21 protein-coding genes are annotated in these 24,967 nt (G+C 64.8%); 13 read left to right on the top strand and 8 right to left on the bottom strand.

All coding sequences use genetic code 11. The features are described from left to right. The first annotated feature begins 60 nt into the window (after positions 1 to 60). From DUPY_RS14245 to DUPY_RS14265, 5 genes are all read left to right on the top strand, one after another. The gene (locus DUPY_RS14245; protein WP_070249056.1) at positions 61 to 771 is read left to right on the top strand and encodes a response regulator; all 711 of its coding nucleotides are present in this window, start codon (positions 61 to 63) and stop codon (positions 769 to 771) included. Then, positions 768 to 2,300: a sensor histidine kinase gene (locus DUPY_RS14250; RefSeq protein ID WP_070249057.1), complete on the top strand. Its 1,533-nt coding sequence runs from the start codon at positions 768 to 770 to the stop codon at positions 2,298 to 2,300. Before DUPY_RS14245 ends, DUPY_RS14250 begins: the two co-directional genes overlap by 4 nt. A 13-nt stretch (positions 2,301 to 2,313) precedes the next feature. After that, complete coding sequence (locus DUPY_RS14255; protein WP_070249058.1) at positions 2,314 to 2,577, top strand: DUF4212 domain-containing protein; 264 nt, start codon at positions 2,314 to 2,316, stop codon at positions 2,575 to 2,577. After that, the gene (locus DUPY_RS14260) at positions 2,574 to 4,628 is read left to right on the top strand and encodes a sodium:solute symporter family protein (protein ID WP_070249059.1); all 2,055 of its coding nucleotides are present in this window, start codon (positions 2,574 to 2,576) and stop codon (positions 4,626 to 4,628) included. The genes DUPY_RS14255 and DUPY_RS14260 overlap by 4 nt, the downstream gene beginning before the upstream one ends. Positions 4,629 to 4,691: 63 nt before the next feature. Next, entirely contained in the window at positions 4,692 to 6,785 is a 2,094-nt protein-coding gene (locus DUPY_RS14265; protein ID WP_070249060.1) for an alpha/beta hydrolase family protein, read from the top strand. Here the strand turns inward: DUPY_RS14265 and DUPY_RS28905 are convergent. Next, a complete protein-coding gene (locus DUPY_RS28905) occupies positions 6,728 to 7,396 on the bottom strand; it encodes a hypothetical protein (RefSeq protein WP_229255371.1) in 669 nt (222 codons plus the stop codon). The genes DUPY_RS14265 and DUPY_RS28905 overlap by 58 nt on opposite strands. A gap of 19 nt (positions 7,397 to 7,415) precedes the next feature. On the opposite strand from DUPY_RS28905, the gene DUPY_RS14270 reads away from it, so the two are divergent. Both DUPY_RS14270 and DUPY_RS14275 read left to right on the top strand, forming a co-directional pair. Next, entirely contained in the window at positions 7,416 to 8,762 is a 1,347-nt protein-coding gene (locus DUPY_RS14270) for an alpha/beta hydrolase family protein (protein ID WP_229255372.1), read from the top strand. A 39-nt stretch (positions 8,763 to 8,801) separates the two neighbouring features. Continuing rightward, entirely contained in the window at positions 8,802 to 10,016 is a 1,215-nt protein-coding gene (locus DUPY_RS14275) for a 6-phosphofructokinase (RefSeq protein ID WP_070249061.1), read from the top strand. A 51-nt stretch (positions 10,017 to 10,067) separates the two neighbouring features. Here DUPY_RS14275 and purM read toward each other — a convergent pair whose 3' ends face one another. Then, positions 10,068 to 11,111, bottom strand: a complete 1,044-nt coding sequence (purM, locus tag DUPY_RS14280) for a phosphoribosylformylglycinamidine cyclo-ligase (protein ID WP_019923774.1) — start codon at positions 11,109 to 11,111, stop codon at positions 10,068 to 10,070. Positions 11,112 to 11,356: 245 nt separating this feature from the next. On the opposite strand from purM, the gene hda reads away from it, so the two are divergent. Genes hda through panB form a run of 5 tightly spaced genes read left to right on the top strand, consistent with a single transcriptional unit; the run spans position 11,357 to position 15,770 of the window. After that, the gene (gene hda, locus DUPY_RS14285) at positions 11,357 to 12,043 is read left to right on the top strand and encodes a DnaA regulatory inactivator Hda (protein ID WP_070249062.1); all 687 of its coding nucleotides are present in this window, start codon (positions 11,357 to 11,359) and stop codon (positions 12,041 to 12,043) included. After that, positions 12,040 to 12,714, top strand: coding sequence for a histidinol-phosphatase (locus DUPY_RS14290; protein WP_070249063.1), 675 nt, complete (start codon positions 12,040 to 12,042; stop codon positions 12,712 to 12,714). The genes hda and DUPY_RS14290 overlap by 4 nt, the downstream gene beginning before the upstream one ends. Further along, positions 12,707 to 14,314, top strand: a complete 1,608-nt coding sequence (gene pcnB, locus DUPY_RS14295) for a polynucleotide adenylyltransferase PcnB (RefSeq protein ID WP_070249064.1) — start codon at positions 12,707 to 12,709, stop codon at positions 14,312 to 14,314. Before DUPY_RS14290 ends, pcnB begins: the two co-directional genes overlap by 8 nt. An 8-nt stretch (positions 14,315 to 14,322) precedes the next feature. Continuing rightward, a complete protein-coding gene (folK, locus tag DUPY_RS14300; RefSeq protein WP_070249065.1) occupies positions 14,323 to 14,835 on the top strand; it encodes a 2-amino-4-hydroxy-6-hydroxymethyldihydropteridine diphosphokinase in 513 nt (170 codons plus the stop codon). Between the two features lie 53 nt (positions 14,836 to 14,888). Next, entirely contained in the window at positions 14,889 to 15,770 is an 882-nt protein-coding gene (gene panB / locus DUPY_RS14305) for a 3-methyl-2-oxobutanoate hydroxymethyltransferase (protein WP_208600047.1), read from the top strand. 142 nt (positions 15,771 to 15,912) lie between these two features. Here the strand turns inward: panB and DUPY_RS14310 are convergent, their stop codons facing one another. The 6 genes from DUPY_RS14310 to DUPY_RS14335 are packed head-to-tail and all read right to left on the bottom strand — an operon-like array spanning position 15,913 to position 23,712. Next, on the bottom strand, positions 15,913 to 17,271 hold the full coding sequence (locus DUPY_RS14310) for an aspartate aminotransferase family protein (protein ID WP_070249066.1): 1,359 nt from the start codon (positions 17,269 to 17,271) through the stop codon (positions 15,913 to 15,915). Between the two features lie 8 nt (positions 17,272 to 17,279). Beyond that, positions 17,280 to 18,617 (bottom strand): glutamine synthetase family protein, encoded by a 1,338-nt coding sequence (locus DUPY_RS14315; RefSeq protein WP_070249067.1) that lies wholly within the window; start codon positions 18,615 to 18,617, stop codon positions 17,280 to 17,282. A gap of 17 nt (positions 18,618 to 18,634) precedes the next feature. Then, entirely contained in the window at positions 18,635 to 20,122 is a 1,488-nt protein-coding gene (locus DUPY_RS14320; protein ID WP_070249068.1) for an aldehyde dehydrogenase, read from the bottom strand. Between the two features lies 1 nt (position 20,123). Next, positions 20,124 to 21,536, bottom strand: a complete 1,413-nt coding sequence (locus tag DUPY_RS14325) for an aspartate aminotransferase family protein (RefSeq protein ID WP_070249069.1) — start codon at positions 21,534 to 21,536, stop codon at positions 20,124 to 20,126. 29 nt (positions 21,537 to 21,565) lie between these two features. Next, the gene (locus DUPY_RS14330; RefSeq protein ID WP_070249070.1) at positions 21,566 to 22,936 is read right to left on the bottom strand and encodes a glutamine synthetase family protein; all 1,371 of its coding nucleotides are present in this window, start codon (positions 22,934 to 22,936) and stop codon (positions 21,566 to 21,568) included. 17 nt (positions 22,937 to 22,953) lie between these two features. Further along, complete coding sequence (locus tag DUPY_RS14335) at positions 22,954 to 23,712, bottom strand: gamma-glutamyl-gamma-aminobutyrate hydrolase family protein (protein WP_070249071.1); 759 nt, start codon at positions 23,710 to 23,712, stop codon at positions 22,954 to 22,956. Between the two features lie 111 nt (positions 23,713 to 23,823). On the opposite strand from DUPY_RS14335, the gene DUPY_RS14340 reads away from it, so the two are divergent. Next, entirely contained in the window at positions 23,824 to 24,966 is a 1,143-nt protein-coding gene (locus tag DUPY_RS14340) for an MFS transporter (RefSeq protein WP_070249072.1), read from the top strand. The last annotated feature ends 1 nt before the right edge of the window (position 24,967 follow it).

Genomic DNA, 24,967 nt, shown 5'->3' on the forward strand with positions numbered 1-24,967 from the left:
GCAAAAAATCCAACACAATACCGGCTTGAGCCTTTGCCCCAGTGCACCCGGAGTATCCACATGCGTATTTTATTAGCCGAAGATGATGGCGTTCTCGCCGACGGGCTCACCCGCTCGCTGCGCCAGTCCGGCTACGCCATCGATTGCGTGCGCAACGGCCAGGAGGCCGACACCGCCCTCTCCACCCAGGAATTCGACCTCTTGATCCTCGACCTGGGTTTGCCCAAGCTGTCCGGCCTGGAAGTGCTGCGCCGGCTGCGTTCGCGCGGCTCGCTGTTGCCGGTGCTGATCCTCACCGCTGCCGACTCGATCGAGCAGCGCGTCAACGGCCTCGACCTGGGCGCCGACGATTACATGGCCAAGCCGTTTGCGCTCTCGGAACTGGAAGCGCGGGTGCGCGCCCTCACCCGCCGCGGCGCCGGCGGCGGCGCCACCGTCATCAAGCACGGTCCGCTGTCGTACGACCAGGTGGGCCGCAGCGCCTATATCAACGAGCAGATGCTGGACCTGTCCGCGCGCGAACTGGGCCTGCTGGAAATTCTATTGGCCCGGACCGGCCGCCTGGTCTCCAAGGAGCAACTGGTCGATCACCTGTGCGAATGGGGTGAAGAAGTGAGCAACAACGCCATCGAAGTGTATGTGCACCGGTTGCGTAAAAAGATCGAGGTGGGCGGCGTGCGCATCGTCACCGTGCGCGGTCTCGGCTATTGCCTGGAAAAATACACCGAAGCTAAGGCCGCAGCCGTGGAAGTCGGGGACGCCGTCAAGTGAGCGATCAGGCGGCAGACGAGGCTCCAGAATACCAGCCGCCTGCGGTCGAGCCCGACGAGAGCATGCAACGCTCGCTGTTCGGCGAGATCCTCGACTGGATGCTGGCGCCCTTGCTGCTGCTGTGGCCGATGAGCATCGCGATCACCTACCTGGTGGCCAAGTCGATCGCCAATCAGCCGTTCGACCATGCGCTCGAAGACAGCGTGACGGTACTGGCGCAACAGGTGCGCTCGGTCGATGGCAAGCTGATTCATGGACTGTCCGGGGCTGCGCGCGACATCCTGCGCGCCGACGATGTCGATAACATCTATTTCCAGGTTCAGGGCCCCAGCGGCGACGCCATCGATGGCGACCGCGACCTGCCTCATCCCGGCAGCGATCCCGAGGAAGACCAGGCCCGCGCCGGCAGCGTACGCTTTCGCAACGACATCATGCACGGCACCCCGGTGCGCGTGGCCTACATCCATATCCGCGTGGAACCCAGCGATGGCGCGCCCTCCCCGCACCCGCCGCTGGCGCTGGTGCAGGTGGCGGAAACCCTGGAAAAACGCGCCCAGCTGGCCAACGAGATCATCAAGGGCGTGATCCTGCCGCAGTTCATCATCCTGCCCATCGTGCTGGCCCTGGTCTGGTTTGCCTTGTCACGCGGCTTGTCGCCGCTGGCGCAGCTGCAGGAGCGCATACGCGCGCGCGGTTCCGACGACCTCAGCCCCATCGCCGCGAACCTGGTGCCGGAAGAAATCTCACCGCTGGTCGGCTCGCTCAACGAAATGCTGGAACGGCTCGGCCACACCATCGAAATGCAAAAGCGTTTTATTGCCGACGCCGCGCACCAGATGCGCACGCCCCTGGCCGGCATGCGCATGCAGTCCGAGCTGGCGCTGCGCCAGACCGACAGCGGAGAAATTCACCGCTCGCTCGAGCAACTGGCCAAAAGTTCGGAGTCGGCTACCCGGCTGGTGAACCAGCTGCTGGCCCTGGCCCGCGCGGAAAACCAGCCGCAGGCCGGATCAAGCATGGTGCAGCTGGAACTGTCGGCACTGGCGCGCAGCACCGTGCACGACTGGGTGCAGGCGTCGTTCGCCCACCAGATCGACCTCGGTTACGAAGAGCCGCCGGCGCCGGTGCACATCAACGGCGACCCGACCATGTTGCGCGAGCTGCTGTCGAACCTGATCGACAACGCGCTGCGCTACACCCCGGCCGGCGGCAGCGTTACCGTGCGGGTGCGGGTCGATTTCGAGGACCACGCGCTGCTGGAAGTGGAAGACACGGGCCCCGGCATTCCACCGGCCGAGCGCACCCGCGTGTTCGAACGTTTTTACCGCATCCTCGGCAATACCGCCGAAGGCAGCGGCCTGGGCCTGGCCATCGTGCGCGAAATCGCCCAGCAGCACGGCGCCGAGGTCGATGTGTTCAACAATCCGCGCGTGCAACTGGCCAGGCTGCCTGGCAGCCTGTTCCGGCTGACGTTCCCGCTGCCAGTCGATCCGCTCGACGATGCCGACGAACCGCCCCACTTTGGCTAACCAGGGATAAAGAATGGATAAAACCATCCGCCGCCGCCACTGGCAGCAAACCCGCCGCATGACCGGCTGGCTCCTGCTGCTGTGGCTGGTTACGACATTTTGCGCGGCCTTTTTCGCGCGCGAACTGAACAACCTGTCGATCTTCGGCTGGCCGCTGTCGTTTTATCTCGCCGCCCAGGGCGCCTCGCTGGTGTACCTGGCCATCATCGGTTTTTATGCCTGGCGCATGCGCCGGCTCGACCAGCAAGCCCGCGCCGCCGCCAGGGCCAAATCATGAAAGAGCGCAGCTTTTCCGGCAAACTGGGCCGCTACTACCTGCTGTTTACCGCCGGCTTCGGCGGCTTTTTGCTCTCGCTCACGCTGCTCGAACAGGAAGGCATGCCGCGCATCTGGATCGGCTACCTGTTCATGTTTGCCACCATCGTGCTGTACGCGATCCTGGGCGTGCTCAGCCGCACCTCGAACGTGCTCGAATACTACGTGGCCGGACGCAAGGTGCCGGCCATGTTCAACGGCATGGCCACCGCCGCCGACTGGATCTCGGCGGCCAGCTTCATCAGCCTGGCCGGCGGCCTGTATCTGCACGGTTTCGACGGCCTGGCCTACATCATGGGGTGGACCGGCGGCTACGTGCTGGTGGCGCTGCTGATCGCGCCGTACTTGCGCAAATTTTGCCAGTACACGATTCCCGACTTCCTGGCCATGCGCTTCGGCCACGCCAATGGCGAGGACAATGGCGCCGGACGCGTGGTGCGCATCATGGCGGTCATGGCCACCATCATCGTGTCTTTTACTTACGTGGTGGCGCAGATTTACGCGGTGGGCCTGATCACCTCGCGCTTTACCGGCGTCGATTTTTCGGTGGGCATTTTCCTCGGACTGGCCTCGATCCTGGTGTGCTCCTTTCTGGGCGGCATGCGCGCCATTACCTGGACCCAGGTGGCGCAATACATCATCATCCTGGTGGCGTTCCTGCTGCCGGCGATCTGGATGTCCATCAAGCTCAGCGACAACCCGATCCCGCAAGTGGCTTACGGCAAGCTGCTACCCAAGCTCAGCGCGCGCGAGGCCGTGCTGCAGGCCGATCCGAAGGAAGCCGAGGTACGCGCCATCTTCCAGCAGCGCGCCGATGACTACCAGCGCCAGCTCGACAACTTGCCAGCCTCGTGGGAAGCGGGCCGGCGCGACGCCCAGCGCCGGCTCGACCAGGTAAAAACCCGCAACGCCTCGCTGCTCGACATCCGCAGCGCCGAGCGGGCACTGATCGCCTATCCCAAGAACCCGGACATCGCCGCCCGCGAATGGGCCGCAGCCCATGCCTACAACCTGGCCCGGGCCCGTCCGATCAACCCGCACGCGGAACCGTACGCGGGCGACGCCGAAACCTCCGCCATCAAGCGCAACAACTTCGTGGCGCTGGTGTTCTGCCTGATGCTGGGCACGGTGGCGCTGCCGCACATCCTGATGCGCGCCTACACCACGCCGTCGGTGCATGCAACGCGGCAGTCGATGGTGTATGCGCTGTTTTTCATCCTGCTGATTTACCTGACGATTCCGGCCATGGCGGTGCTGGTCAAGTACGACATCTACACGGCGCTGGTGGGCAGCGACTTCAACCACCTGCCCGGCTGGGTGTCGTACTGGGCCAACGTGGACAAGGCCACGCCGCTGTTCAGCATTGCCGACGTCAACCGCGACGGCGTGGTGCAGCTGGCCGAAATCACCATCGACGCCGACGTGCTGGTGCTGGCCGCGCCGGAGATCGCCGGACTGCCGTACGTGGTCTCGGGCCTGGTGGCGGCCGGCGGCCTGGCTGCGGCCCTGTCCACCGCCGACGGCCTGCTGCTCGCTATTTCCAACGCGCTGTCGCACGACATCTATTACAAGATCGTCGACCGCCACGCGTCCACCCAGAAGCGCGTGACGATTTCCAAGCTGTTGCTGCTGGGCGTGGCCTTCATTGCCGCTTACGCTGCCTCGCAGCGGCCTGGCGACATCATCTCGCTGGTCGGCGCGGCGTTCTCGCTGGCCGGTTCGACGCTGTTCCCGGCGCTGGTGCTGGGCGTGTTCTGGAAGCGCGCCAACCACCAGGGCGCCGTGGCCGGCATGATCGCCGGCTTTGCCGTGTGCCTGTATTACATGTTGCACGCCAACCCGGTGCTGGGCGGCAGCGTGACCGGCCAGTGGTTCCATATCGCGCCCACGTCGGCCGGCATCTTCGGGGTGCCGGCGGGCCTGGTGGTGATGGTGGTAGTGAGCCTGCTGACGCCGGCACAGGATGCGCAGACCAGGGCGCTGGTGGACTATGTTCGTGCGCCTGAGAAATAATTTAATGGCGGTTATGACAACTCGGTGGTATTGTTGAGAGCTTAACAATTTATCTCGATCCCCATGGGCTCCAACCGAGTTTTCGCGCGCTTTGCACGCTGCGCAGTGCTGGCGGCAGTGGCTGCCAGCGCCGCATTTTCCCCGCTGACGTTGGCCGCCGAACCCCCGCCAGCCATTGTCACCCAGCGGCCGCCGATCGCCGACTTCTTTGAGAACCCCGAGTTCAGCGGCGCCCTGCTCTCGCCCACCGGCAACTACTTGGCTGTGCGCATCGGCAGCAAGGAGTTGCGCGACCGCCTGGCGGTGGTCACGCTGGCCGATAACAGCGTCAAGGTGGTGGCGGCGTTTGGCGACGCCGACGTCGGCACGTTCCAGTGGGTCAATGACGAGCGGCTGGTCTTCACCGCCACCGACCGTACCGTGGGCCAGGGCGACATGCGCTACGGCCCGGGCCTGTACGCGATCAACCGCGACGCCAGCAAGTTCATCCAGCTGGTCAGCCGCAGCAGCAAATCACTGTTTACCGGCGGCAGCATGATACGCAACCGCGACATGTTGCCGGTCACGGTCTACCTGCTCGGTCAGAAAGCTGCACAGGACAGCGAGTTCGTCTACGTGGTGCAACCCCAGGTGTCGGGCGCCAGCCAGGTGCACGAGGTGGGCCTGCTGCGCCTCAATACCCTGACCGGCCGCGCGACGCCGGTGACCGGCACCCCCGACAACAGCAGGCAGTGGCTGCTCGACGACAAGGGCGAGCCGCGCATCGTCACCACGGTCAACAAGGGCATCAGCACGATCCTGTACCGCGATCCGGCCAGCAATGCGTGGCGCGAGCTGGCCACGTACAACACCTATACCGGTGGCAAGGACGGGTTCTCGCCGCGCGCCTTCGGCCCCGATGGCACGCTGTACGTGGTCACCAACGCCGGCAACGACACCACGTCGCTGCACAAATACGACCTGGCCGCCAACCAGGTGGCGCCGCAAGCGCTGGTGCAGATCGACGGCTATGATTTTCGCGGCAGCCTGGTAACCGCCAACGGCAAGCTGCTCGGCGTGCGCTACCTGGCCGATGCGAACGGCACCACCTGGTTCGACGATGGCATGAAAGCGATCCAGGCGAAAATCGACACCATGCTGCCCAACACCGTCAACCTGCTCAGCGTGCCGACCCGGTCGGAGACGCCGTGGGTGCTGGTGATCGCCTATTCCGACCAGTTCCCGGCACGCACCCTGCTCTACGACAGCGCCACCAGCAACCTGACCACGGTGGGCGGCAGCCATCCGAAAATCAGGCCGGAACAGATGGCGCGCCAGACCCTGGTGCATTACAAGGCGCGCGACGGCCTGACCATTCCCGCCTGGCTCACCGTGCCCAAGGGTGGCGGCAAGAACCTGCCGCTGGTGGTGCTGGTGCACGGCGGCCCGTATGTGCGCGGCAATAGCTGGGGCTGGAAAGCGGACAGCCAGTTCCTCGCCTCGCGCGGCTACGCCGTGCTCGAACCCGAGTATCGCGGCAGCACCGGCTTCGGCAGCAAGCACTTCCGCGCAGGCTGGAAGCAATGGGGTCTGAAAATGCAGGACGATATCGCCGACGGCGCACGCTGGGCAATTGCCGAAGGGACCGCCGATCCGAAGCGCATCTGCATCGCCGGCGCCAGCTATGGCGGCTATGCCACCCTGATGGGCCTGATCAACGACAAGGACTTGTACCGCTGCGGCATCAACTGGGTGGGCGTGACCGACATCAACATGATGTACGACGGTCACTGGAACTTCTCGTCCGACCTGTCCGATCACTGGAAACAATACGCCATGCCACAGCTCGTCGGTGACCAGGTCAAGGATGCCGAGCAGTTGAACGCGACGTCGCCGTTACTGCGCGCAGCCGAGATCCGACAACCGCTGCTGCTGGCCTACGGCGGCGCCGACCGCCGCGTGCCGCTGCCGCATGGCACCAAGTTCTACAAGGCAGTCAAGCAGGCCAATCCCGACGTGGAATGGGTGGAGTACGAAGAGGAAGGCCATGGCTGGGCGCTGCCGAAGAACCGTATCGATTTCTGGGGCAGGGTGGAAAAATTCCTCGATAAAAATATCGGTCAGGCTGGCGCCGCAGCCGCAACCACGACCGCGAACGCAGCTGGAGCGCCGCAATGAGGCTGCGCATTGCGTTGACTGCGCTGCTGTTGCTGACTGCGCCGCAAGCGGCAGCCGCTGCACCGCCGCCGATTGCCAGCTTCTTCAGCAACCCTGCCTTCAACGGCGCCATGCTCTCGCCCAATGGCCGTTACCTGGCAGCTTTTACCGGCGCCCAGGGCCGGCGCGACGGCCTGGCGGTGGTGGACCTGACCACCATGGAAGCGGCCATGGTGGCGCAGTTTCGCGATACCGACATCGGCCAGGCGCGCTGGGTGAACAACGACCGGCTGCTGTTCTCCACCGTGGACCGTACCCAGGGCCGGCGCGACGTGCGCTTTGCGCCCGGCGTGTTTGCGGCCAACCGCGACGGCAAACAGTTCCGCCAGTTGGCCAAGCGCAACGAGCAATTCATCCGGTCCGGCGTCGATCGCGACGACATGCTGCCATGGCACACCTATATGCTGGACCAGGACGGCCCGCAAACCGGCGACGATGTGTACGTGACCGATGCCGGCATCATCGCGCCCGGCATCCTGGTCTCGCAAGACCTGGTGCGCGTCAACACCCGCAACGGCATCGCGCGCCCGGTAGATCACCCGGACACGGCGCAGGAATGGTGGCTCGACCACAAGGGGCGAGCCGCGCCTGATGGAAACCCTGGACCAGAACGTGCAAAAAATCCAGTATCTCGATCCGGCCACCGGCGCCTGGCGGGTGCTGGCCAGTTTCAATGCCTATGCCGCGAACAAGAACAGCTTCTCGCCGCTGGCCTTCGGCCCCGATGGCACCTTGTACGTGGTGGCCAACGGCGGCCAGGACTTGACCGCGCTGTATGCCTACGACCTCAAGAACAACAAGCTGGGGCCACGCCTGGTCACGCTCGACGGTTTCGATTTCCAGGGTCACCTGATCATCAGCAACGACAAGCTGCTGGGCGTGCGCGTGGATGGCGACGCCGAGGGTACGGTGTGGTTCGACACCGGCATGCAGATGCTGCAAAAAAAGATCGACACGAGGTTGCCGGGACTGTCCAACCTGATCACGCCGCCCAAGCGCCCGGACACCCCGTGGGTGCTGGTGGAATCGTATTCGGATCGCCACCCGCGCCGCTTCCTGGTGTTCAACACCGAAACGAACAAGCTGAGCGAAGTGGGCAACGTGGCGCCCGCCATCAAGGCCGCCGACATGGGCACGCGCGACCTGGTGCAATACACCGCACGTGACGGCCTGAAGATTCCTGCCTGGTTGACGTTGCCGCCGGGCGGCAAGGACAAGAACCTGCCGATGGTGGTGCTGGTCCACGGCGGCCCGTTCGTGCGCGGGAAGAACTGGGACTGGAACGCCGATGCCCAGTTCCTGGCCTCGCGCGGCTACGCGGTGCTGGAACCCGAATTTCGCGGCAGCACCGGCCACGGCAACGCCCACTACGTCGCCGGCTGGAAGCAATGGGGCCTGAAAATGCAGGACGACATCGCCGACGGCACGCGCTGGGCGATTGCCCAGGGCACTGCCGACGCCAAACGGATCTGCATCGCCGGCGCCAGCTATGGCGGTTATGCCACGCTGATGGGCCTGATCAACGATCCCGACCTGTATCGCTGCGGTATCAACTGGGTGGGTGTCACCGACATCGACCTGATGTACAACAGCGGGTGGCGCTATAGCTCTGATATGTCGGAAGGCTGGAAGCAATACGGCATGCCCGAACTGGTGGCCGACCAGGTCAAGGATGCGGCGCAGATCCGGGCCACCTCGCCCTTGCGGCGCGCGGCCGAAATCAAACAACCACTGCTGCTGGCCTACGGCGGCGCCGACGTCCGCGTGCCCCTGAGCCACGGCATCAAGTTCTACGACGCCGTCAAAAAGACCAATCCCAACGTCGAATGGGTGGAGTACGCAGAGGAAGGCCACGGCTGGCGGCTGCCGAAAAATCGCATCGACTTCTGGGGCCGGGTGGAGAAATTCCTCGACAAGCAGATCGGCGCGGGGCGCTAGGAGGGGTATAGTCGGGTTTCCACATACGGAGGAGACAGCATGACATCCGGCAAAATCCTGGTAGCGCAAGGAGGCGGCCCCACCGCCGTGATCAACCAGTCGCTGGCTGGCGTGGTGCTCGAAGCACGGCGCTTTCGCGACTGCACCCGCGTGTACGGCGCCATGCACGGCGTGCGCGGCATCGTCGACGAGAACCTGGTGGACCTCACGCGCGAAACCAGCCAGAACCTGGAAATGGTGGCCGCCACGCCGTCCTCGGCGCTCGGCTCCACCCGCGACAAGCCCGACATGGCCTATTGCGCGGAAATCTTCAAAGTGCTGCGGGCCCACGAGATCGAGCAGTTTTACTATATCGGCGGCAACGATTCGTCCGACACCGTGCGCATCGTCAGCGAGCAGGCGCAGCAGGCGGGCTACCCGCTGCGCTGCATCCACATCCCCAAGACCATCGACAACGACCTGGTGGGCAACGACCACACGCCGGGCTTCCCTTCGGCCGCACGGTTTGTCGCCCAAGCGTTTGCTGGCGCCAATCTCGACAACGCCGCCCTGCCCGGCGTGTACGTGGGCGTGGTCATGGGCCGCCACGCCGGCTTCCTCACCGCTGCAGCCGCCCTGGGCAAAAAGTTTCCTGATGATGGACCGCACTTGATCTACCTGCCCGAGCGGGTGTTTTCGCTCGAGCAGTTTTTGCGCGATGTGAAGGATGTGTATGCGCGCTACGGGCGCTGCGTGGTGGCGGTCTCCGAAGGCATCCACGACGCTTCCGGGGCGGCAATCGCCACCCTGCTGTCGAAAGAAGTCGAGCGCGATGCCCACGGCAACGTCCAGCTGTCGGGCACCGGTGCGCTGGCCGATCTGCTGTGCGACGAAATCAAGGCCAGGCTCGGCATCAAGCGCGTGCGCGGCGACACCTTCGGCTACCTGCAGCGCTCGTTCATCGGCTGCGTCTCGGACGTCGATCAGCGCGAGGCGCGCGAAGTGGGAGAAAAAGCGGTGCAGTTCGCCATGTGGGGCGACCGCGACGGTTCGGTGGCGATCAAGCGCACCGGCTTCTACTCGGTCGACTACGAATTGCAGGCCTTGCAGGCCGTGGCCGGCAAGACACGGGTGATGGAAGACGAATTCATCAGTGCCAGCGGCACCGATGTGACCGATGCGTTCCGCATGTACTTGCGGCCGTTGCTGGGCTCGGGGATGCCCGATGCGTTCCGGCTGCGGCCGGCGCCGGTCGAGAAAATCCTCAAACGGTAAACGTAAAAAAAGCACGCCGCAGCGTGCTTTCCTCGTTCCAGCGGATAAAACTTACACCACGATGGTCTGGTGCTCGTCGCCCACGCGCGCGCGGATCTTGCCGATGGTGTACACGGTTTCGCCAGCCGCTTCGAGCTGGGCGATCGCTGCCGCGGCGTTCTCTTGCGAGACGATCACGGTCATGCCGATACCGCAGTTGAACACGCGGTGCATTTCAGCGTCAGCCACGCCGCCATGCTGTTGCAGCCAGGTGAACAGCGGTGGCATGGTCCACGATTTGCCGTCCAGCTCGGCCACCAGGCCAGGCTGCAGCACGCGCGGGATGTTTTCCACCAGGCCGCCACCGGTGATGTGGACCATGCCTTTGACTTCGAGCGACGCCATCAGGGCCAGCAGCGGCTTGACGTAGATGCGGGTAGGCTGCATCAGCACGTCTGCCAGCTTGCGGCCGTGGAAGTCGCCTTCCAGGTCCGGCTTGGCTACTTCGATGATCTTGCGTACCAGCGAGTAACCGTTGGAGTGCACGCCCGACGACGCCAGGCCCAGGATCACGTCGCCCGGGGCGATCTTGGTGCCGTCGATGATCTGCGATTTTTCCACCGCGCCGACCGCGAAACCGGCCAGGTCGTATTCGCCGGCCGGGTACATGCTCGGCATTTCAGCGGTTTCGCCGCCGATCAGTGCGCAACCGGCTTGTTCGCAACCCTGGGCGATGCCCTTGATGACGTCGGTGGCGATCGCCACGTCGAGCTTGCCGCAAGCGAAATAATCGAGGAAGAACAGCGGCTCGGCGCCCTGCACCAGGATGTCGTTGACGCTCATGGCCACCAGGTCGATGCCGACCGTGTCGTGACGGTTCAGTTCGAATGCCAGCTTGAGCTTGGTGCCCACGCCGTCGGTGCCCGATACCAGGACCGGCTCCTTGAATTTCTTGCTGATCTCGAACATGGCGCCGAAACCGCCGAGGCCGCCCAACACGCCTTCGCGCAGGGTGCGCTTGGCAAATGGCTTGATCGCTTCGACTAAGGCGTCGCCTGCATCGATATCGACGCCGGCGTCACGGTAGGACAGGGAAACATTTGAAGGTTGGCTCATGGTGTGTATTTGGCAGCGGAGGCGGTAAAATAGAAGGCGGAGACCGTTTTTATGGCCCGGTCAATCCGCTATTTTATCAAACTGCCCCGTCAAAATCCCTTTTTATGCCATTTGCCGCCATTTTTCTGCTTGTGCAAGCAAAAACACACAGCGTTTCGGCCAGTTGTGGGGGCAGCACCTTCTATAATGCATAACATTAACAAGAAAAATGATTAGTACGAAGTTATGCAGATGATGGGACCACCATGAAGCAGTTGGTGCTCGATTTGGGCGCGGACCAGCCGCACAGCCTCGACGCGTTCGAGGTTGGCCAAAATGCCGAGGCGATGGCGCTGCTGGGCCAGTTCGCCTCGCGCACGGCGCGCGAGCACTTCGCCTATCTCTGGGGCAACGCCGGGGTGGGCAAGACCCACCTGCTGAAAGCGCTGGCCTCGGCCGGCGGCGAAGCCGAACAACTGCGCGCGCGCTATATCTCGCCGTTCTCGATCGAAACCGAATTCGTGTATTCGCCAGACGTCGACCTGTACCTGCTCGACGACTGCGAAAAGCTCTCGCCGGTCGCCCAGATCGACGCCTTTGCCCTGTTTAACGAAATCCGCGCAAATCACGCCTTCATGGTGTGCAGCGGCGCGGTGGCCCCGGCCGTATTGCCGGTGCGCGAGGACTTGCGCACCCGCATGGGCTGGGGTTTGATCTACCAGATTCATGGCCTGACCGACGACGAAAAGGTCGCGGCGCTGGGTGCGGCGGCCACCGCGCGCGGCTTGACGCTGTCGCCGGGCGTGATACCCTACCTGCTATCTCATTTCCAGCGAGACATGAGTTCCTTATCGACCATGCTCGATTCGCTGGATCAATATTCACTGGAAACCCAACGCCCGATCACCCTGCCGCTGTTGCGCGAGTGGTTGCAGGCGGAAGCAAAAGAATGAAAAAACTCGCCTTATTTGACCTCGACCACACGCTGCTGCCCATCGACTCCGACCACGAGTGGGGCGAGTTCCTGGTCCGCCTCGGCGCCGTCGATGCCGTCGAGTTCGCCCGCCGCAACGACGCCTTCTACGCCCAGTACCAGGCCGGCACCATCGACCCGGTCGAGTACCTGGAGTTCTCGCTCGGCACCTTGGCCACATTCCCGCGCGCCAAACTGGACGACATGCGCACCCAGTTCATGACCGAGGTGGTGGTGCCGAACATCCGCCCGGCGGCGCTGGCGCTGCTCAAACAGCACCAGGATGCCGGCGACCTGGTGGCCATCGTCACGGCCACCAACCATTTCGTCACCGAGCCGATCGCCCGCGCGCTGGGCGTGGAGCACCTGATCGCCGCCATGCCCGAACTCGACGCGGACGGCAACGTCACCGGCCGCCTGATCGGCACGCCCACCCAGGGCAAGGGCAAGATCACCCACACCGAAGCCTGGCTGGCCAAGATGGGCAAGACCTTCGCGGACTTCGAGAGCGTCCACTTCTACAGCGACTCGCACAACGACCTGCCATTGATGTCGCTGGTGAGCCACCCGGTGGCCACCAATGCCAACGCCACCCTGAAAACGCACGCCACCGCCCAAGGCTGGCAACTGATTGAACTGTTCAATGATTAAGAAACTGATCCGCAAAATCCTGGGCACCAAGACCAAGGTGCGTGATACCAATATCCCCGAGGTGCTGGGACCGGACGCGCACGGCATCGATCCGAAGCTGCTGTCCAATAACGCCGTGCGCGTGACCAGCACCTTGCAGGAAGCCGGCTTCGAAGCGTTCGTGGTGGGTGGCGCGGTGCGCGACCTGCTGCTGGGCGTCAAACCGAAGGACTTCGACATCGCCACCAACGCCACGCCGGAGCAGGTGCGCAAACTGTTCCGCCGCGCTTTCATCATCGGCAAGCGGTTCCAGATCGTGCACGTGATGTTCGGCCAGGACCTGCTGGAAGTGACCACCTTCCGCGGCACCACGTCGGACAACGCGCCCAAGGACGAACATGGCCGCGTGCTGCGCGACAACACCTTCGGCTCGCAGGCGGAAGACGCGGTGCGGCGCGACTTCACCATCAACGCCATGTACTACAACCCGGCCAACGGCCAGGTGCTCGACTACCACGGCGGCATCGAGGACATCCGCGCCAAGACGCTGCGCATCATCGGCCAGCCCGAAGCGCGCTACCGCGAAGACCCGGTGCGCATGTTGCGCGTGGTGCGCTTTGCGGCCAAGCTGAAATTCACCATCGAGCCGACCACCGCCGCCCCGATCGCGCTGATGGCGCCGCTGATCGACAACGTACCGGCCGCCCGCGTGTTCGACGAAATGCTCAAGCTGCTCATGAGCGGCCACGCGCTGGCGTGCCTGCAGCAGCTGCGCAAGGAAGGCCTGCACCACGGCCTGCTGCCGCTGCTCGACGTGGTGCTCGAGCAGCCGATGGGCTTCAAGTTCGTCACGCTGGCACTGGACTCGACCGACGCCCGCATCGCTGCCGGCAAGACCGTCTCGCCAGGCTTCCTGTTTGCCTCGCTGCTGTGGCACCAGGTGCTGGAAAAGTGGACCGCGTATCGCGCTGCCGGCGAGCAGACCATCCCGGCGCTGCACTTGGCCGCCGACGACGTGCTCGATTCGCAGACCGAAAAGCTGGCGCTGCAACGCAAGATCGGCACCGACATGCGCGACATCTGGTCGATGCAGCCGCGCTTCGAACGCCGTACCGGCAAGGCGCCGCACAAGCTGCTCGAACACCTGCGCTTCCGCGCCGGCTACGACTTCCTGCTGCTGCGCTGCGCGTCGGGCGAGATCGATGCCGAGCTCGGCGAATGGTGGACCGCGTTTTACGAGTCCGACGAAGCTGGCCGCGAGGCGTTGATCGCCAGCGCCAGCCGGGCGCCACGGCCGCCTCGTTCGGCTGGTTCGGCTGGTTCGGCTGGTGGTGCTGCTGGTGCTGGCTCGCGTGCTGGTGGTGGCGCGTCCCGTGCCGGCGCTGGTGGCTTCGGTGCTGGTGCTTCCAGTGCCGCTGACGGCTCCGGCGAGGACGATTATGCCGATGCTCCAGCCGCCAGCGAACCGCCGAAGCGCAAGCGCGCGCCACGTCGCAGCCGCGCGCGTGGCCCGGCAGCAGCCGCCGAGAGCGGTGCACCCGGCGCCTCGGGTGCTGGTGGCGCTGGTGGCACTGGTGGCACTGGTAGCGCCGGCGGCGGCGCGGGCTCCGATCACGACTAAATTTTGTCATGAGCATCACCGCCAAGCCCGATGAAGGCGGCTTCGCCTTCACCATCGCCTACATCGGCATCGGCGCCAACCTCGGCGACGCCCGCGCCAACGTGGCCGACGCCTTCGAGCGCCTGCAAAAACTGCCCGGCTGCACGCTGATGGCCACCTCGAGCCTGTACCGTACGGCGCCCATCGATTCGTCCGGCGACGACTACATCAACGCCGTGGCCCGCATCGCCACTACGCTGGGCGCCCCTGCCCTGCTGGCGGCGCTGCACGGCATCGAGCAGGCGCACGGGCGCGAGCGCCCCTACCGCAATGCCCCGCGTACCCTGGACCTGGACCTGCTGCTGTATGGCGACGCCGTGATCGACACGCCGGACCTGGTCGTGCCGCATCCGCGCATCACCGCGCGCGCGTTTGTGCTGGTGCCGCTGCTGGAACTGGCGCCGGCCATCCATGTTCCCGGTTTCGGCGCTGCACAGGATTATCTTGCAGCAGTCGCCGACCAGGGCATCGCCCCGCTCTAAACCGCTACAACCGCTACACTAGCGCCGTCTGCCCCCATTTTTAAAGGATTACCATGTCTGGTTATTTGCAAGGAAACGAACTGGCCGCGAGCCAACAGCCCGCCGCCAACGTACCCGCGCCGGCGCCGGCCAAGTCGGCCGCCACCAAGGCAGTGACCATCCACACCCTGGCCGAGCTGCGCGCACGCGGCGAGAAAATCGCCATGCTCACCTGCTACGACGCCAGCTTCGCCTCACTGATGGACCGCTGCGGCGTGGAGATGCTGCTCATCGGCGACTCGCTGGGCATGGTCTGCAACGGCCACGCCTCGACCCTGCCGGTGACGGTAGCCGAACTGGCCTACCACACGGCGGCCGTGGCGCGCGGCAGCAAGTCGGCGATGATCGTGGCCGACCTGCCGTTCGGCGCCTACGGCACCACCGAGACCGCGTACCACAACGCCGTGCAGCTGATGCAGGCCGGCGCCCACATGATCAAGATCGAAGGCGGCGCCTGGCTGGCCGACACCGTGCGCTTCATGACCGAGCGCGGCGTGCCGGTCTGCGCCCACCTGGGCCTGACCCCGCAATCGGTACACCAGCTGGGCGGCTACAAGGTACAAGGCAAAACCGCCGACAGCGCCGAACTCTTGAAGCGCGACGCCATGGCCCTGCAAGCGGCAGGCGCCTCGGTGGTGGTGCTCGAAGCGATCCCCGCCGCGCTGGGCAAGGAAGTGACCGACCTGCTGGCAATTCCCACGATCGGCATCGGCGCAGGCCCCGACTGCTCGGGCCAGGTGCTGGTGATGCACGACCTGCTGGGCGTCTTCCCGGGCCGCAAGGCGCGCTTCGTGAAAAACTTCATGGACGGCCAGACCAGCATTGATGGCGCGATCACTGCGTACGTGAGCGCGGTCAAGGACGGCAGCTTCCCGGCACTGGAACACTGCTTCTAAGCCCGGACCGATAAACCGTCATCCTCGCGCACGCGGGGATCCATGGAACATGTGAGCAGTGCGTCTCCAATGGATAGTAGCGCGACTCATCTGCCCTATGGATCCCCGCTTTCGCGAGGATGACGGAGCGGGGGCGGTGATTTTATACCAGCGCCGCCAGGCAGTCGTCGAACGCTTGCAGCAGTCGCTGCAAATCCGCTTCGCTGGTGGCAGGACACACCAGCAGCATATTGTGGAACGGTGTGATCAGCACACCGCGATTGAGCAGGTAGAGGTGGATCGCCTGTTCGAGTTCCTCGTCCATCAGCATTTTCGCTGCGCTGCCGTTCTGCGGTGGCACTAGGCCGAACTGGAATTCGGTGCGGGCCCCCACTTGCGTTACACACCACGGCAGGCCGCGCCTGGCGATGCCGGCGCGCAGGCCGTCGGCCAGTTGCTGCGCCAGCGCGAACATCTGCGTGTACGCGTCTTGCGTCATCACCTGTTCCAGGTTGGCGCGCATGGCCGCCATGGCGAACATATTGGCGGACAGCGTGGTGCCGATGCCCGAGTGGCCGTCCGGGGCGCTGCGCTTGGCGTGCTCCACGCGGCGCGCCAGTTCTTCCGTCATCCCGTACGCGGCACAAGGCAGGCCGCCGGCCAGCGGTTTGCCGATCACCACCGCGTCGGGCCGCATGCCGTGCGCTTGCGCGTAGCCACCGGGACCACTGCTGATGGTGTGGGTTTCGTCGATCACCAGCAGCGTGCCATGACGCGCGATGATCTGCTGCGCTGCCCGCCAGTAGCCGGGCTGCGGCAGCACCATGCCCACGTTGGTCATCACCGGTTCGGCCAGCACGCAGGCGATGTCGCCCGCGCCTAACGCGGCGTCCAGGGCATCGAGGTCGTTGAATTCCACCACCACCGTGTGCGCGGTCAGATCATGCGCCTGGCCGAGCAGGCTGGCGCGCTGGGTGGGCACGCCATCGACCAGATCGACGAACACATCGTCCACCGTGCCGTGGTAACAGCCGTTGAAGACCAGGAGCTTGCTGCGGCCGGTGGCCGCGCGCAGCCAGCGCAGCAGGAAGCGGTTGGCGTCGGATGCCGATAACGCGAACTGCCAGTATGGCAGGCCGAAACGGCGCGCCAGTTCGATGGCTACCGGCGCGGCGTCATTCGATGGCAGCATCGCCGTGTAGCCGCGCGTGGCCTGGCGGGCGATGGCGGCGGCCACCGGCACCGGTGCGTGGCCGAACATGGCGCCGGTGTCGCCGAGGCAGAAGTCGGCGTATTGAAGGCCATCGGCATCGGTAAAGTGTGCGCCGGAAGCTTCATTGACGGTGAGCGCGAACGGCGTGGACCAGTCGTTCATCCAGTGCATCGGCACGCCGAACAGCAAGTGCTGCGCCGCCTGCGCGGCCAGCGCTTGCGAGGCCGGATGGCGGGCGACGTAGTCGGCGCGTTCGCGTGCCGCCAGCGCCTGCACGCGTGGCCAGTTCAAGCCGTCGCGAGTACCCATGCGCCCTCCTACACCAGCAGCATCAGGTGCTCACGCTCCCACGAGCTGATCACCCGGCTGTAGGTGGAAAATTCAAGTTCCTTCACTTCGCAGAACGCTTCCACGAACAAGTCGCCGAGGATCTCGCGCAGCGGCGCGCATTCGCGCAAGCGGTTGATGGCGTCTTCCAGGTTGCGCGGCAAATGGTCGTGCACCTGCTCGGCGCTGCCGGCCATCGGCGGCGAGGCGTGCAATTCCTGCGTCATGCCGAGGTAGCCGCAGGCCAGGGTGGCGGCCATGGCCAGGTACGGGTTGACGTCCACGCCCGGCACGCGGTTTTCCACGCGGCGGTTGGCCGGCGTGGAGTTCGGGATGCGCAGCCCGCAGGTGCGGTTGTCGTAACCCCAGTGCACATTGGTGGGCGCGGACATGAAGCGCGACAGGCGCCGGTACGAATTGACGTGCGGGGCGAACAGCAGGGTGGCCGCCGGCGCGAATTGTTCGAGGCCGGCGATATAGCTGAAAAACAGGTCGCTGGCGCTGCCGTCGGCGCGGCTGAAGATATTGGCGCCGGTGGCCGTATCGAGCACGCTCTGGTGGATATGCATGGCGCTGCCCGGCTCCGCTTCCATCGGCTTGGCCATGAAGGTGGCGAAGATGCCGTGCCGTAGCGCCGTCTCGCGCACGGCGCGCTTGAACAGGAACACGCGGTCGGCCAGCTCCAGCGCCTCGCCATGGGTAAAATTGATTTCCATCTGGCCTGCGCCCGCTTCGTGGATCAGCGTTTCGACGCCCAGCTGGTGCTGCTTGCAGAAGGTGGACAGTTCTAAAAAGAACGGATCGAAGTCGTTGACGGCGTCGATCGAATACGACTGCCGGCCCGATTCTACCTTGCCGCTGCGGCCCAGTGGCGGCGTGAGCGGCTCGTGCGGATTGCTACTGCGCGCCACCAGGTAGAACTCCAGCTCGGGCGCCACCACCGGCTGCCAGCCACGATCACAGTACAGCTTGAGCACCTGGCGCAGCACCGCGCGCGGCGACAAGCCCACCGGCGTGCCATCGAAATTCTGGCAGTCGTGGATGACCAGCGCGACGTTCTCCGCCGCCCACGGCACTTGCCGCAAGGTGGCAGGATCGGGCACGCAGATCATGTCCGGGTCGGTCACGCCCACGTAGGGCCGGTTGTTGGGCTGCTCGCCGTTGACGGTGTTGAGCAGCACGCTCTTGGGCAAGCGCATTTCGCCTTCGCCCAGGAACAGGTCCTTGGGCAGGATTTTCCCGCGCGCGATGCCGGTCATGTCGGCGATCACGCATTCGACTTCGTGGATGTTACGCTCGCGCAGAAAATCCTTCATCGCCTGCGTCATCAGTATTCCCCTCGTGTTTAGCCAATCTGGATCCAGGTGGTTTTGAGCTCGGTGTACTTGTCGAACGCGTGCAGCGACTTGTCGCGGCCATTGCCCGACTGCTTGTAGCCGCCGAACGGCACGGTGATGTCGTCGTTGTCGTACTGGTTCACGTGCACGGTGCCAGCCCGCAGTGCGCGCGACGTCTGCACCGCCTTGGTCAAATCCGATGTCCACACCGCCGCGTGCAGGCCATAGACGGTGCCGTTGGCCTGCTTGATCGCTTCGCTCAAGTCGGTAAAACTGAGCACCGACAACACCGGCCCGAAAATCTCTTCGCGGGCAATCGTCATGCCGCTATCGACCTGGTCGAACAGGGTGGGCTCCACAAAAAAACCGCCGGTGTCATCGCGCACCCGGGCGCCGCCCGATAGCAGGCGCGCACCGCCGGCCTTGCCGGCTTCGATATAGCCGATCACGGTATTGAGCTGCGCGGCATCGACGATCGCTCCCATCACGGTGTTTTCGTCGAGCGGGTCGCCCGGCGCGAACGACGGCATCATGGCCATCGCCTTTTCGATAAAACGCTCCTTGATCGATTCTTCCACGAACAGCCGCGACGGCGCGTTGCAGCTCTGGCCCTGGTTGAAGTAGATCGAGCCGATGGCCGCTGCCACCGCCGCATCGAGGTCCGGGCAATCGGCGCAGACGATATTGGCCGACTTGCCGCCCAATTCCATCCAGGCGCGCTTGAGGTTCGATTGCCCCGCCATCTGCATGATCTGCTTGCCCACACGGGTGGAACCAGTGAAGGCTATGCAGTCGACATCCACGTGCAGCGCCAGTGCGGAACCGGCCTCGTTGCCGTAGCCAGGCACCACATTGAACACGCCCGCAGGGATGCCCGCCTGCAGCGCCAGGTCACCCAGGCGCAGCGCGGTCAGCGGCGACTTCTCCGACGGCTTCAGGATCACGCTGTTGCCGGCGGCAAGCGCCGGGGCGATCTTCCACGCGGCCATCAGCATCGGGTAATTCCACGGCACGATGGCGCCGACCACGCCCACCGGCTCGCGCGTGATCAGGGCCAGGCTGCTGTCGGCCGTCGGCGCGATTTCGTCGTAGATCTTGTCGATCGCCTCGCCGTACCAGCGGATGCAGTTGGCCGCGCCACCGACGTCCACGGTCTGGCTGTACTTGATCGGCTTGCCCATGTCGAGCGTCTCCAGCAGCGCCAGTTCCGCCCGGTTCTGCTCGATCAACTCGGCGAACTTGATGAGAATACGCTTGCGCTGCGCCGGCGCCTTGCCGGCCCACGCGCGCGCCTCGAACGCGGCGCGGGCACTGGCCACCGCCGCATCGACATCCTGACCATCGCAGCGCGCCACCATGCCCAGCGAGCGGCCGTCGATAGGCGAGCGGTTGTCGAACTGCTGGCCGCCCAGCGCCCACACGCGCTGGCCGCCGATCAAGGCGCGGCCATCCGGTGTGACAGCGGCGGCGCGGTCATGCCACGAAGATGCAGTCATGTCATTCTCCTTGCAGCCAGCCGCGCTGTTTGATGTCTGCGTGCGTCAGGTCCAGGCAACGCCGGATCAGGGTGATCATCTCGTCGATCTGCTCGCGCGTCATCACCAGGGGCGGTGCGATGATCATGCGATCGCCGACGGCGCGCATGATCATGCCGTTGCCGAACATGTGGCCGCGGCATACCATGCCCACCCCGAGCGCACTATCGAACGCCACGTTGTCATGGGGGTTGTCGGCCTTGGTGCGCACGAGGTTCAGCCCCGCGACAAAACCGCAGCTGTCGGCGTAGCCGACCAGCGGATGATCGGCCAGTTCGGCAAAGCGCTGCTTTAGGTATGGTCCGGTATCGTCGGCCACGCGTTCAATCAGCTTTTCCTCTTCCAGGATGCGGATGTTTTCCAGCGCGGCCGCGCACGCAACCGGGTGGCCCGAATACGTGAAGCCGTGATTGAACTCGCCGCCCTGCTTGATCAGCACATCGGCAACGCGGTCGCCCACCAGCACGCCGCCGAGCGGAATGTAGCCGGACGTGACGCCCTTGGCGAACGTGATCAGGTCGGGGCGGATGCCGAACATCTCGGACGCGAACCAGCGCCCCAGGCGCCCGAAGCCGCAGATGACTTCATCGGCGATCAGCAGGATGCCGTACTTGTCGCAGATGCGCTGGATCTCGGGCCAGTACGTGGCCGGCGGGATGATCACCCCGCCCGCGCCCTGCACCGGCTCGCCGATGAAGGCAGCGACCTTTTCGGCGCCCACTTCGAGGATTTTCTGCTCGAGCCACGACGCCGCTTCGATGCCGAATTCGGCCTCGGTCATGCCGCGCCCGGACTCGAGATAATTGGGCTGGCCGATGTGGACGATGCCGGGTATCGGCAAGCCGCCCTGCGCGTGCATGTCGGTCATGCCGCCGAGCGACGCACCGGCCACCGTGCTGCCGTGGTACGAGTTGTGGCGGCTGATGATGGTGTGGCGCTCCTTGAAGCCCAGCACATCCCAGTAGCGGCGCACCATGCGCAGGTTGGTGTCGTTGGCCTCGGAACCGGAGCCGGTGAAGTACACGTGGTTGAACTGCGGCGGCGAAATCGCCGACAGTTTATTCGCCAGCAGCACCGCCGGCACATTGGTGGTGTTGAAGAAGCTGTTATAGAACGGCAGCGTCTCCATCTGGCGGTACACGGCGTCCGAGATGCTCTTGCGGCCGTACCCCACATTCACGCACCACAGCCCCGACATGCCGTCGAGGATCTTGTTCCCTTCCGAGTCCCACAGGTAAATGCCCTCGCCGCGCACCATCACGCGCGCACCCTTTTCGCCGAGCGCCTGGTGGTCGGTAAACGGGTGCATATAGTGCGCCGTGTCGAGCTTCTGGATGGCGGCGGTGTCGTACAGTTCTTTGAGCTGGATGGTCATGTTCTGGTCTCCGGATTGCTGTTACTGGGTCAGACGTGCAGCAGCAGGTGCTCGCGCTCCCATGGGCTGATGACGGTCATGAATTCCTGGTGTTCGAGATCCTTGATGGCGGCGTAGACGTCGATGAAGCGCTCGCCGAGCACGGTGCGCAGCCGGTCCTCGCGGCGCAGCAGCTGCAGCGCCTCGGGCAGTCCCTGCGGCAGTTCGACGTCGAGGTCGTAAGCGCTGTCGGTGGTCATGGCCGTGGGCTCGATCTGGTCGATCATGCCCAGGTAGCCGCAGGCCAGCGTGACGGCCAGCGCCAGGTACGGGTTGGCGTCGGCGCCAATGATGCGGTTTTCCACGCGGCGGTCGTTCACGCCGGACTCCGGCACGCGGAAACCGACGGTGCGGTTGTCCATGCCCCACTGGATGTTGATCGGCGCGGCCGTGTGGCGCACGATGCGGCGGTACGAATTGACGTACGGTGCGACGATGGCCATCGCCGACGGCATGTAGCGCTGCAGGCCGCCGATGTAGTGCTTGAAGATCGGCGCGGCCGAGCCGTCGTCGGCGCTGAAGATGTTCCTGCCGGTTTTGATATCGACCACGCTCTGGTGCACGTGCATCGCCGATCCGGGTTCGCCGGCCATCGGCTTGGCCATGAAGGTGGCGTACATATCGTGCTTGAGCGCCGCCTCGCGCAAGGTGCGCTTGAAGAAGAACACCTTGTCGGCCAGGCCCAGCGGATCGCCGTGCAGGAAGTTGATTTCCATCTGGCCTGCGCCGATTTCGTGGATCAGGGTATCGACGTCGAGGTTCATCGTTTCGCAGTAGTCGTAGATGTCCTCGAACAGCGGGTCGAACTCGTTGACGGCGTCGATGCTGTACACCTGGCGGCTGGTTTCGGCGCGGCCGCTGCGGCCGATCGGCGGGCGCAGTGGCAGGTCGGGATCGGTGTTCTTGGCGGTGAGGTAGAACTCAAGTTCAGGTGCGACCACCGGCTTCCAGCCACGGTCCGCGTAGAGCTTGAGCACCCGGCGCAGCACCGAGCGCGGCGCGAAGTCCACCAGGCGGCCATCGGCAAAATAACAGTCGTGGATGACCTGCGCGGTAGGGTCGCTGGCCCACGGCACCATGGTGATGGTGGTGGGATCGGCCTTGAGGATCATGTCGCGGTCGGTGCTGGAAATGGCGCGGTCGTAGGCCGCATCATCGACCGGGTAATTGCCGGTGACGGTCATGCCCAGTACCGCTTCCGGGATGCGCATGCCGCGCTCCTGGGTGAATTTTCCGCGCGGGAGGATCTTCCCGCGCGCCACGCCGGTCAGGTCAGGCACCAGGCATTCGATCTCGGTGACGTGCTTTTCATTGAGCCACACGTCCATGTCGGTGTAGGTGAAGTTTTCGCGTATAGCCATCAGATCTCTCCGGAGTTTTATTTAATTCTGGTTTTTTTATAGTGCCGGCAGGCGTCACCGAACGCCTGCAGCAGCTTCAGGGAATCCGGGTTGTCCATCAGTTTCCATTCAGGGTGCCACTGTACCGCGAGCGTAAATCCGGTGGCGTCCCGCACGCGGTAGGCCTCCACCAGTCCGTCAGCGGCGCGGGCCTCTACTGCCAGCCTTGGCGCCAGCTGATCGAGGCCCTGGCCATGCAGCGAATTGACCATGATGCGGTCCACGCCACCCAAGGCGCGCGCCAGTACGCCGCCAGGTTCCACCTGCACATGGTGGATAGGCGCGTACTGCTCTTCCATCGTGTGACCCTTGTGTTCGCGGTGGTCGCTCATGCCGGCCACGCTGTGCACCGACTGGTGCAGCGTGCCGCCCAGCGCCACGTTCACTTCCTGGAAGCCCCGGCAAATCGCCAGCAGCGGGATACCACGCTCGATGGCGGCGCGGATCAGCGGCAAGGTGGTGGCGTCGCGCGCGGCGTCGAGCGGCAGCGCCGGATCGAGCACCGCCTGGCCGTACAGGCCCGCGTGCACATTCGATGGTGAACCGGTGAGCAGGATGCCGTCGGCCAGGTCGAGCAGCGCCTCGAAGTCGGTGGCCTCGCCCAGCGCCGGCATGATCAAAGGTGCGCAGCGGGCGCCGTCGGCGACGGCAGCGACGTACTTGAACTGCGCGGTGTGGGCGGCGTGCAGGCCAACCGGATTGACGCAGGCGGGGACGAGAACGATGGGGCTGCGCATATTGGTCTATGAAATATGAAGCAGGTTTGATCATAAGCCTAATTTGGTATGATTGCCATTACTGCTACTTGACCCAGCTTAAAGTCTGCTCCGCATGACCGCTTCAACCCCATGAAAAACCTGCCGTGGCGCGACTTCATCGCGCTCGTTGCCAGCATCGGCGTGGTCGGCCTGGGGCTCGGCGCGACCATCCCGCTTACCGCCCTGCGCCTCGACCAGCGCGGCATCGGCACCGACATCATCGGCGTGATCACCGCCGTCAGCGCACTGGGCATCCTGGCCGTGACGCCGTTCGTTTCGCGCTGGGTGACGCGCCATGGTGCGCGCACGTGCATGATCGCGGCGATTATCGTCGGTGGGCTGTCCACCGCGCTGATGGAAACCACGTCCGATTTATTCGCCTGGGCGCTGCTGCGCTTTGTCTTCGGCGCTTGCATGGGCGTGCTGTTTACCGTGGGCGAGGCGTGGGTCAACCACCTTGCGCCGGGTAACGCACGCGGGCGCGTGGTGGCCATGTACACCACCGCTTTTACGCTGTTCCAGCTGGTCGGGCCAGCGCTGGTGGCGGCGGTGGAAGATAAAATCACCTGGGCCTTTGCCGCCGCCGGCGCGCTGTTCTTGCTGGCGCTGCCCGGCATGGCGCTGATACGCGGCGACGCGCAATCCGACGACGAAGACGAAGCACAGGCGCCGTGGCGCACGGTGCTGCCGCAGATGCCGATGATCGCCATGGGCGCGGCGTTTTTCGCGCTGTTCGACACCCTGGCTTTGAGCCTGCTGCCGCTGTACGCGATGCGCCAGGGTATCGCCACCGAGCTGGCGCTGCTGTCGGCCACGGTGGTGCTGGCGGGCGACACGGTGCTGCAATTCCCGTTCGGCTGGCTGGCCGACCGCTACGGGCGGCGCCGCGTGCATACCGGCTGCGGCATCGCCGTGTGCGTGCTGCTGCCGGTGCTGCCGTTTGCGGCGGGCACGGCGTGGTTGTGGTGGACGGTGTTATTGATGCTCGGTGCGGCGGCGGGGGCGATCTACATGCTGTCGATCGTGGCGTGCGGCCAGCGGTTTACCGGCGCCAGGCTGGTGGCGGCCAGTGCCATCCTCAACGCCAGCTGGGGCGTGACCAGCAGCGGCGGGCCGCTGGTCACCGGGGTGCTGATGCACTCGGTAGGGATCAATGCGCTGCCGGCAGTGATGTGGTGCGGCGCGGCGACCTTCGTCGCCTGCGCATGGTGGGAGTATCGCCGGATTCCTTAGA

Source organism: Duganella phyllosphaerae (assembly GCF_001758785.1).
In the GTDB taxonomy this organism is placed as follows: Bacteria; Pseudomonadota; Gammaproteobacteria; order Burkholderiales; family Burkholderiaceae_D; genus Rugamonas; species Rugamonas phyllosphaerae.

Bases quoted from the DNA above. Each gene is read 5' to 3' on its own strand.
- DUPY_RS14245 (WP_070249056.1), top strand. From the start codon at position 61: ATGCGTATTTTATTAGCCGAAGATGATGGCGTTCTCGCCGACGGGCTC.
- DUPY_RS14255 (WP_070249058.1), top strand. From the start codon at position 2,314: ATGGATAAAACCATCCGCCGCCGCCACTGGCAGCAAACCCGCCGCATG.
- DUPY_RS14260 (WP_070249059.1), top strand. From the start codon at position 2,574: ATGAAAGAGCGCAGCTTTTCCGGCAAACTGGGCCGCTACTACCTGCTG.
- DUPY_RS14265 (WP_070249060.1), top strand. From the start codon at position 4,692: ATGGGCTCCAACCGAGTTTTCGCGCGCTTTGCACGCTGCGCAGTGCTG.
- DUPY_RS14270 (WP_229255372.1), top strand. From the start codon at position 7,416: ATGGAAACCCTGGACCAGAACGTGCAAAAAATCCAGTATCTCGATCCG.
- DUPY_RS14275 (WP_070249061.1), top strand. From the start codon at position 8,802: ATGACATCCGGCAAAATCCTGGTAGCGCAAGGAGGCGGCCCCACCGCC.
- purM (WP_019923774.1), bottom strand. From the start codon at position 11,111: ATGAGCCAACCTTCAAATGTTTCCCTGTCCTACCGTGACGCCGGCGTC.
- hda (WP_070249062.1), top strand. From the start codon at position 11,357: ATGAAGCAGTTGGTGCTCGATTTGGGCGCGGACCAGCCGCACAGCCTC.
- DUPY_RS14290 (WP_070249063.1), top strand. From the start codon at position 12,040: ATGAAAAAACTCGCCTTATTTGACCTCGACCACACGCTGCTGCCCATC.
- pcnB (WP_070249064.1), top strand. From the start codon at position 12,707: ATGATTAAGAAACTGATCCGCAAAATCCTGGGCACCAAGACCAAGGTG.
- folK (WP_070249065.1), top strand. From the start codon at position 14,323: ATGAGCATCACCGCCAAGCCCGATGAAGGCGGCTTCGCCTTCACCATC.
- panB (WP_208600047.1), top strand. From the start codon at position 14,889: ATGTCTGGTTATTTGCAAGGAAACGAACTGGCCGCGAGCCAACAGCCC.
- DUPY_RS14310 (WP_070249066.1), bottom strand. From the start codon at position 17,271: ATGGGTACTCGCGACGGCTTGAACTGGCCACGCGTGCAGGCGCTGGCG.
- DUPY_RS14315 (WP_070249067.1), bottom strand. From the start codon at position 18,617: ATGACGCAGGCGATGAAGGATTTTCTGCGCGAGCGTAACATCCACGAA.
- DUPY_RS14320 (WP_070249068.1), bottom strand. From the start codon at position 20,122: ATGACTGCATCTTCGTGGCATGACCGCGCCGCCGCTGTCACACCGGAT.
- DUPY_RS14325 (WP_070249069.1), bottom strand. From the start codon at position 21,536: ATGACCATCCAGCTCAAAGAACTGTACGACACCGCCGCCATCCAGAAG.
- DUPY_RS14330 (WP_070249070.1), bottom strand. From the start codon at position 22,936: ATGGCTATACGCGAAAACTTCACCTACACCGACATGGACGTGTGGCTC.
- DUPY_RS14335 (WP_070249071.1), bottom strand. From the start codon at position 23,712: ATGCGCAGCCCCATCGTTCTCGTCCCCGCCTGCGTCAATCCGGTTGGC.
- DUPY_RS14340 (WP_070249072.1), top strand. From the start codon at position 23,824: ATGAAAAACCTGCCGTGGCGCGACTTCATCGCGCTCGTTGCCAGCATC.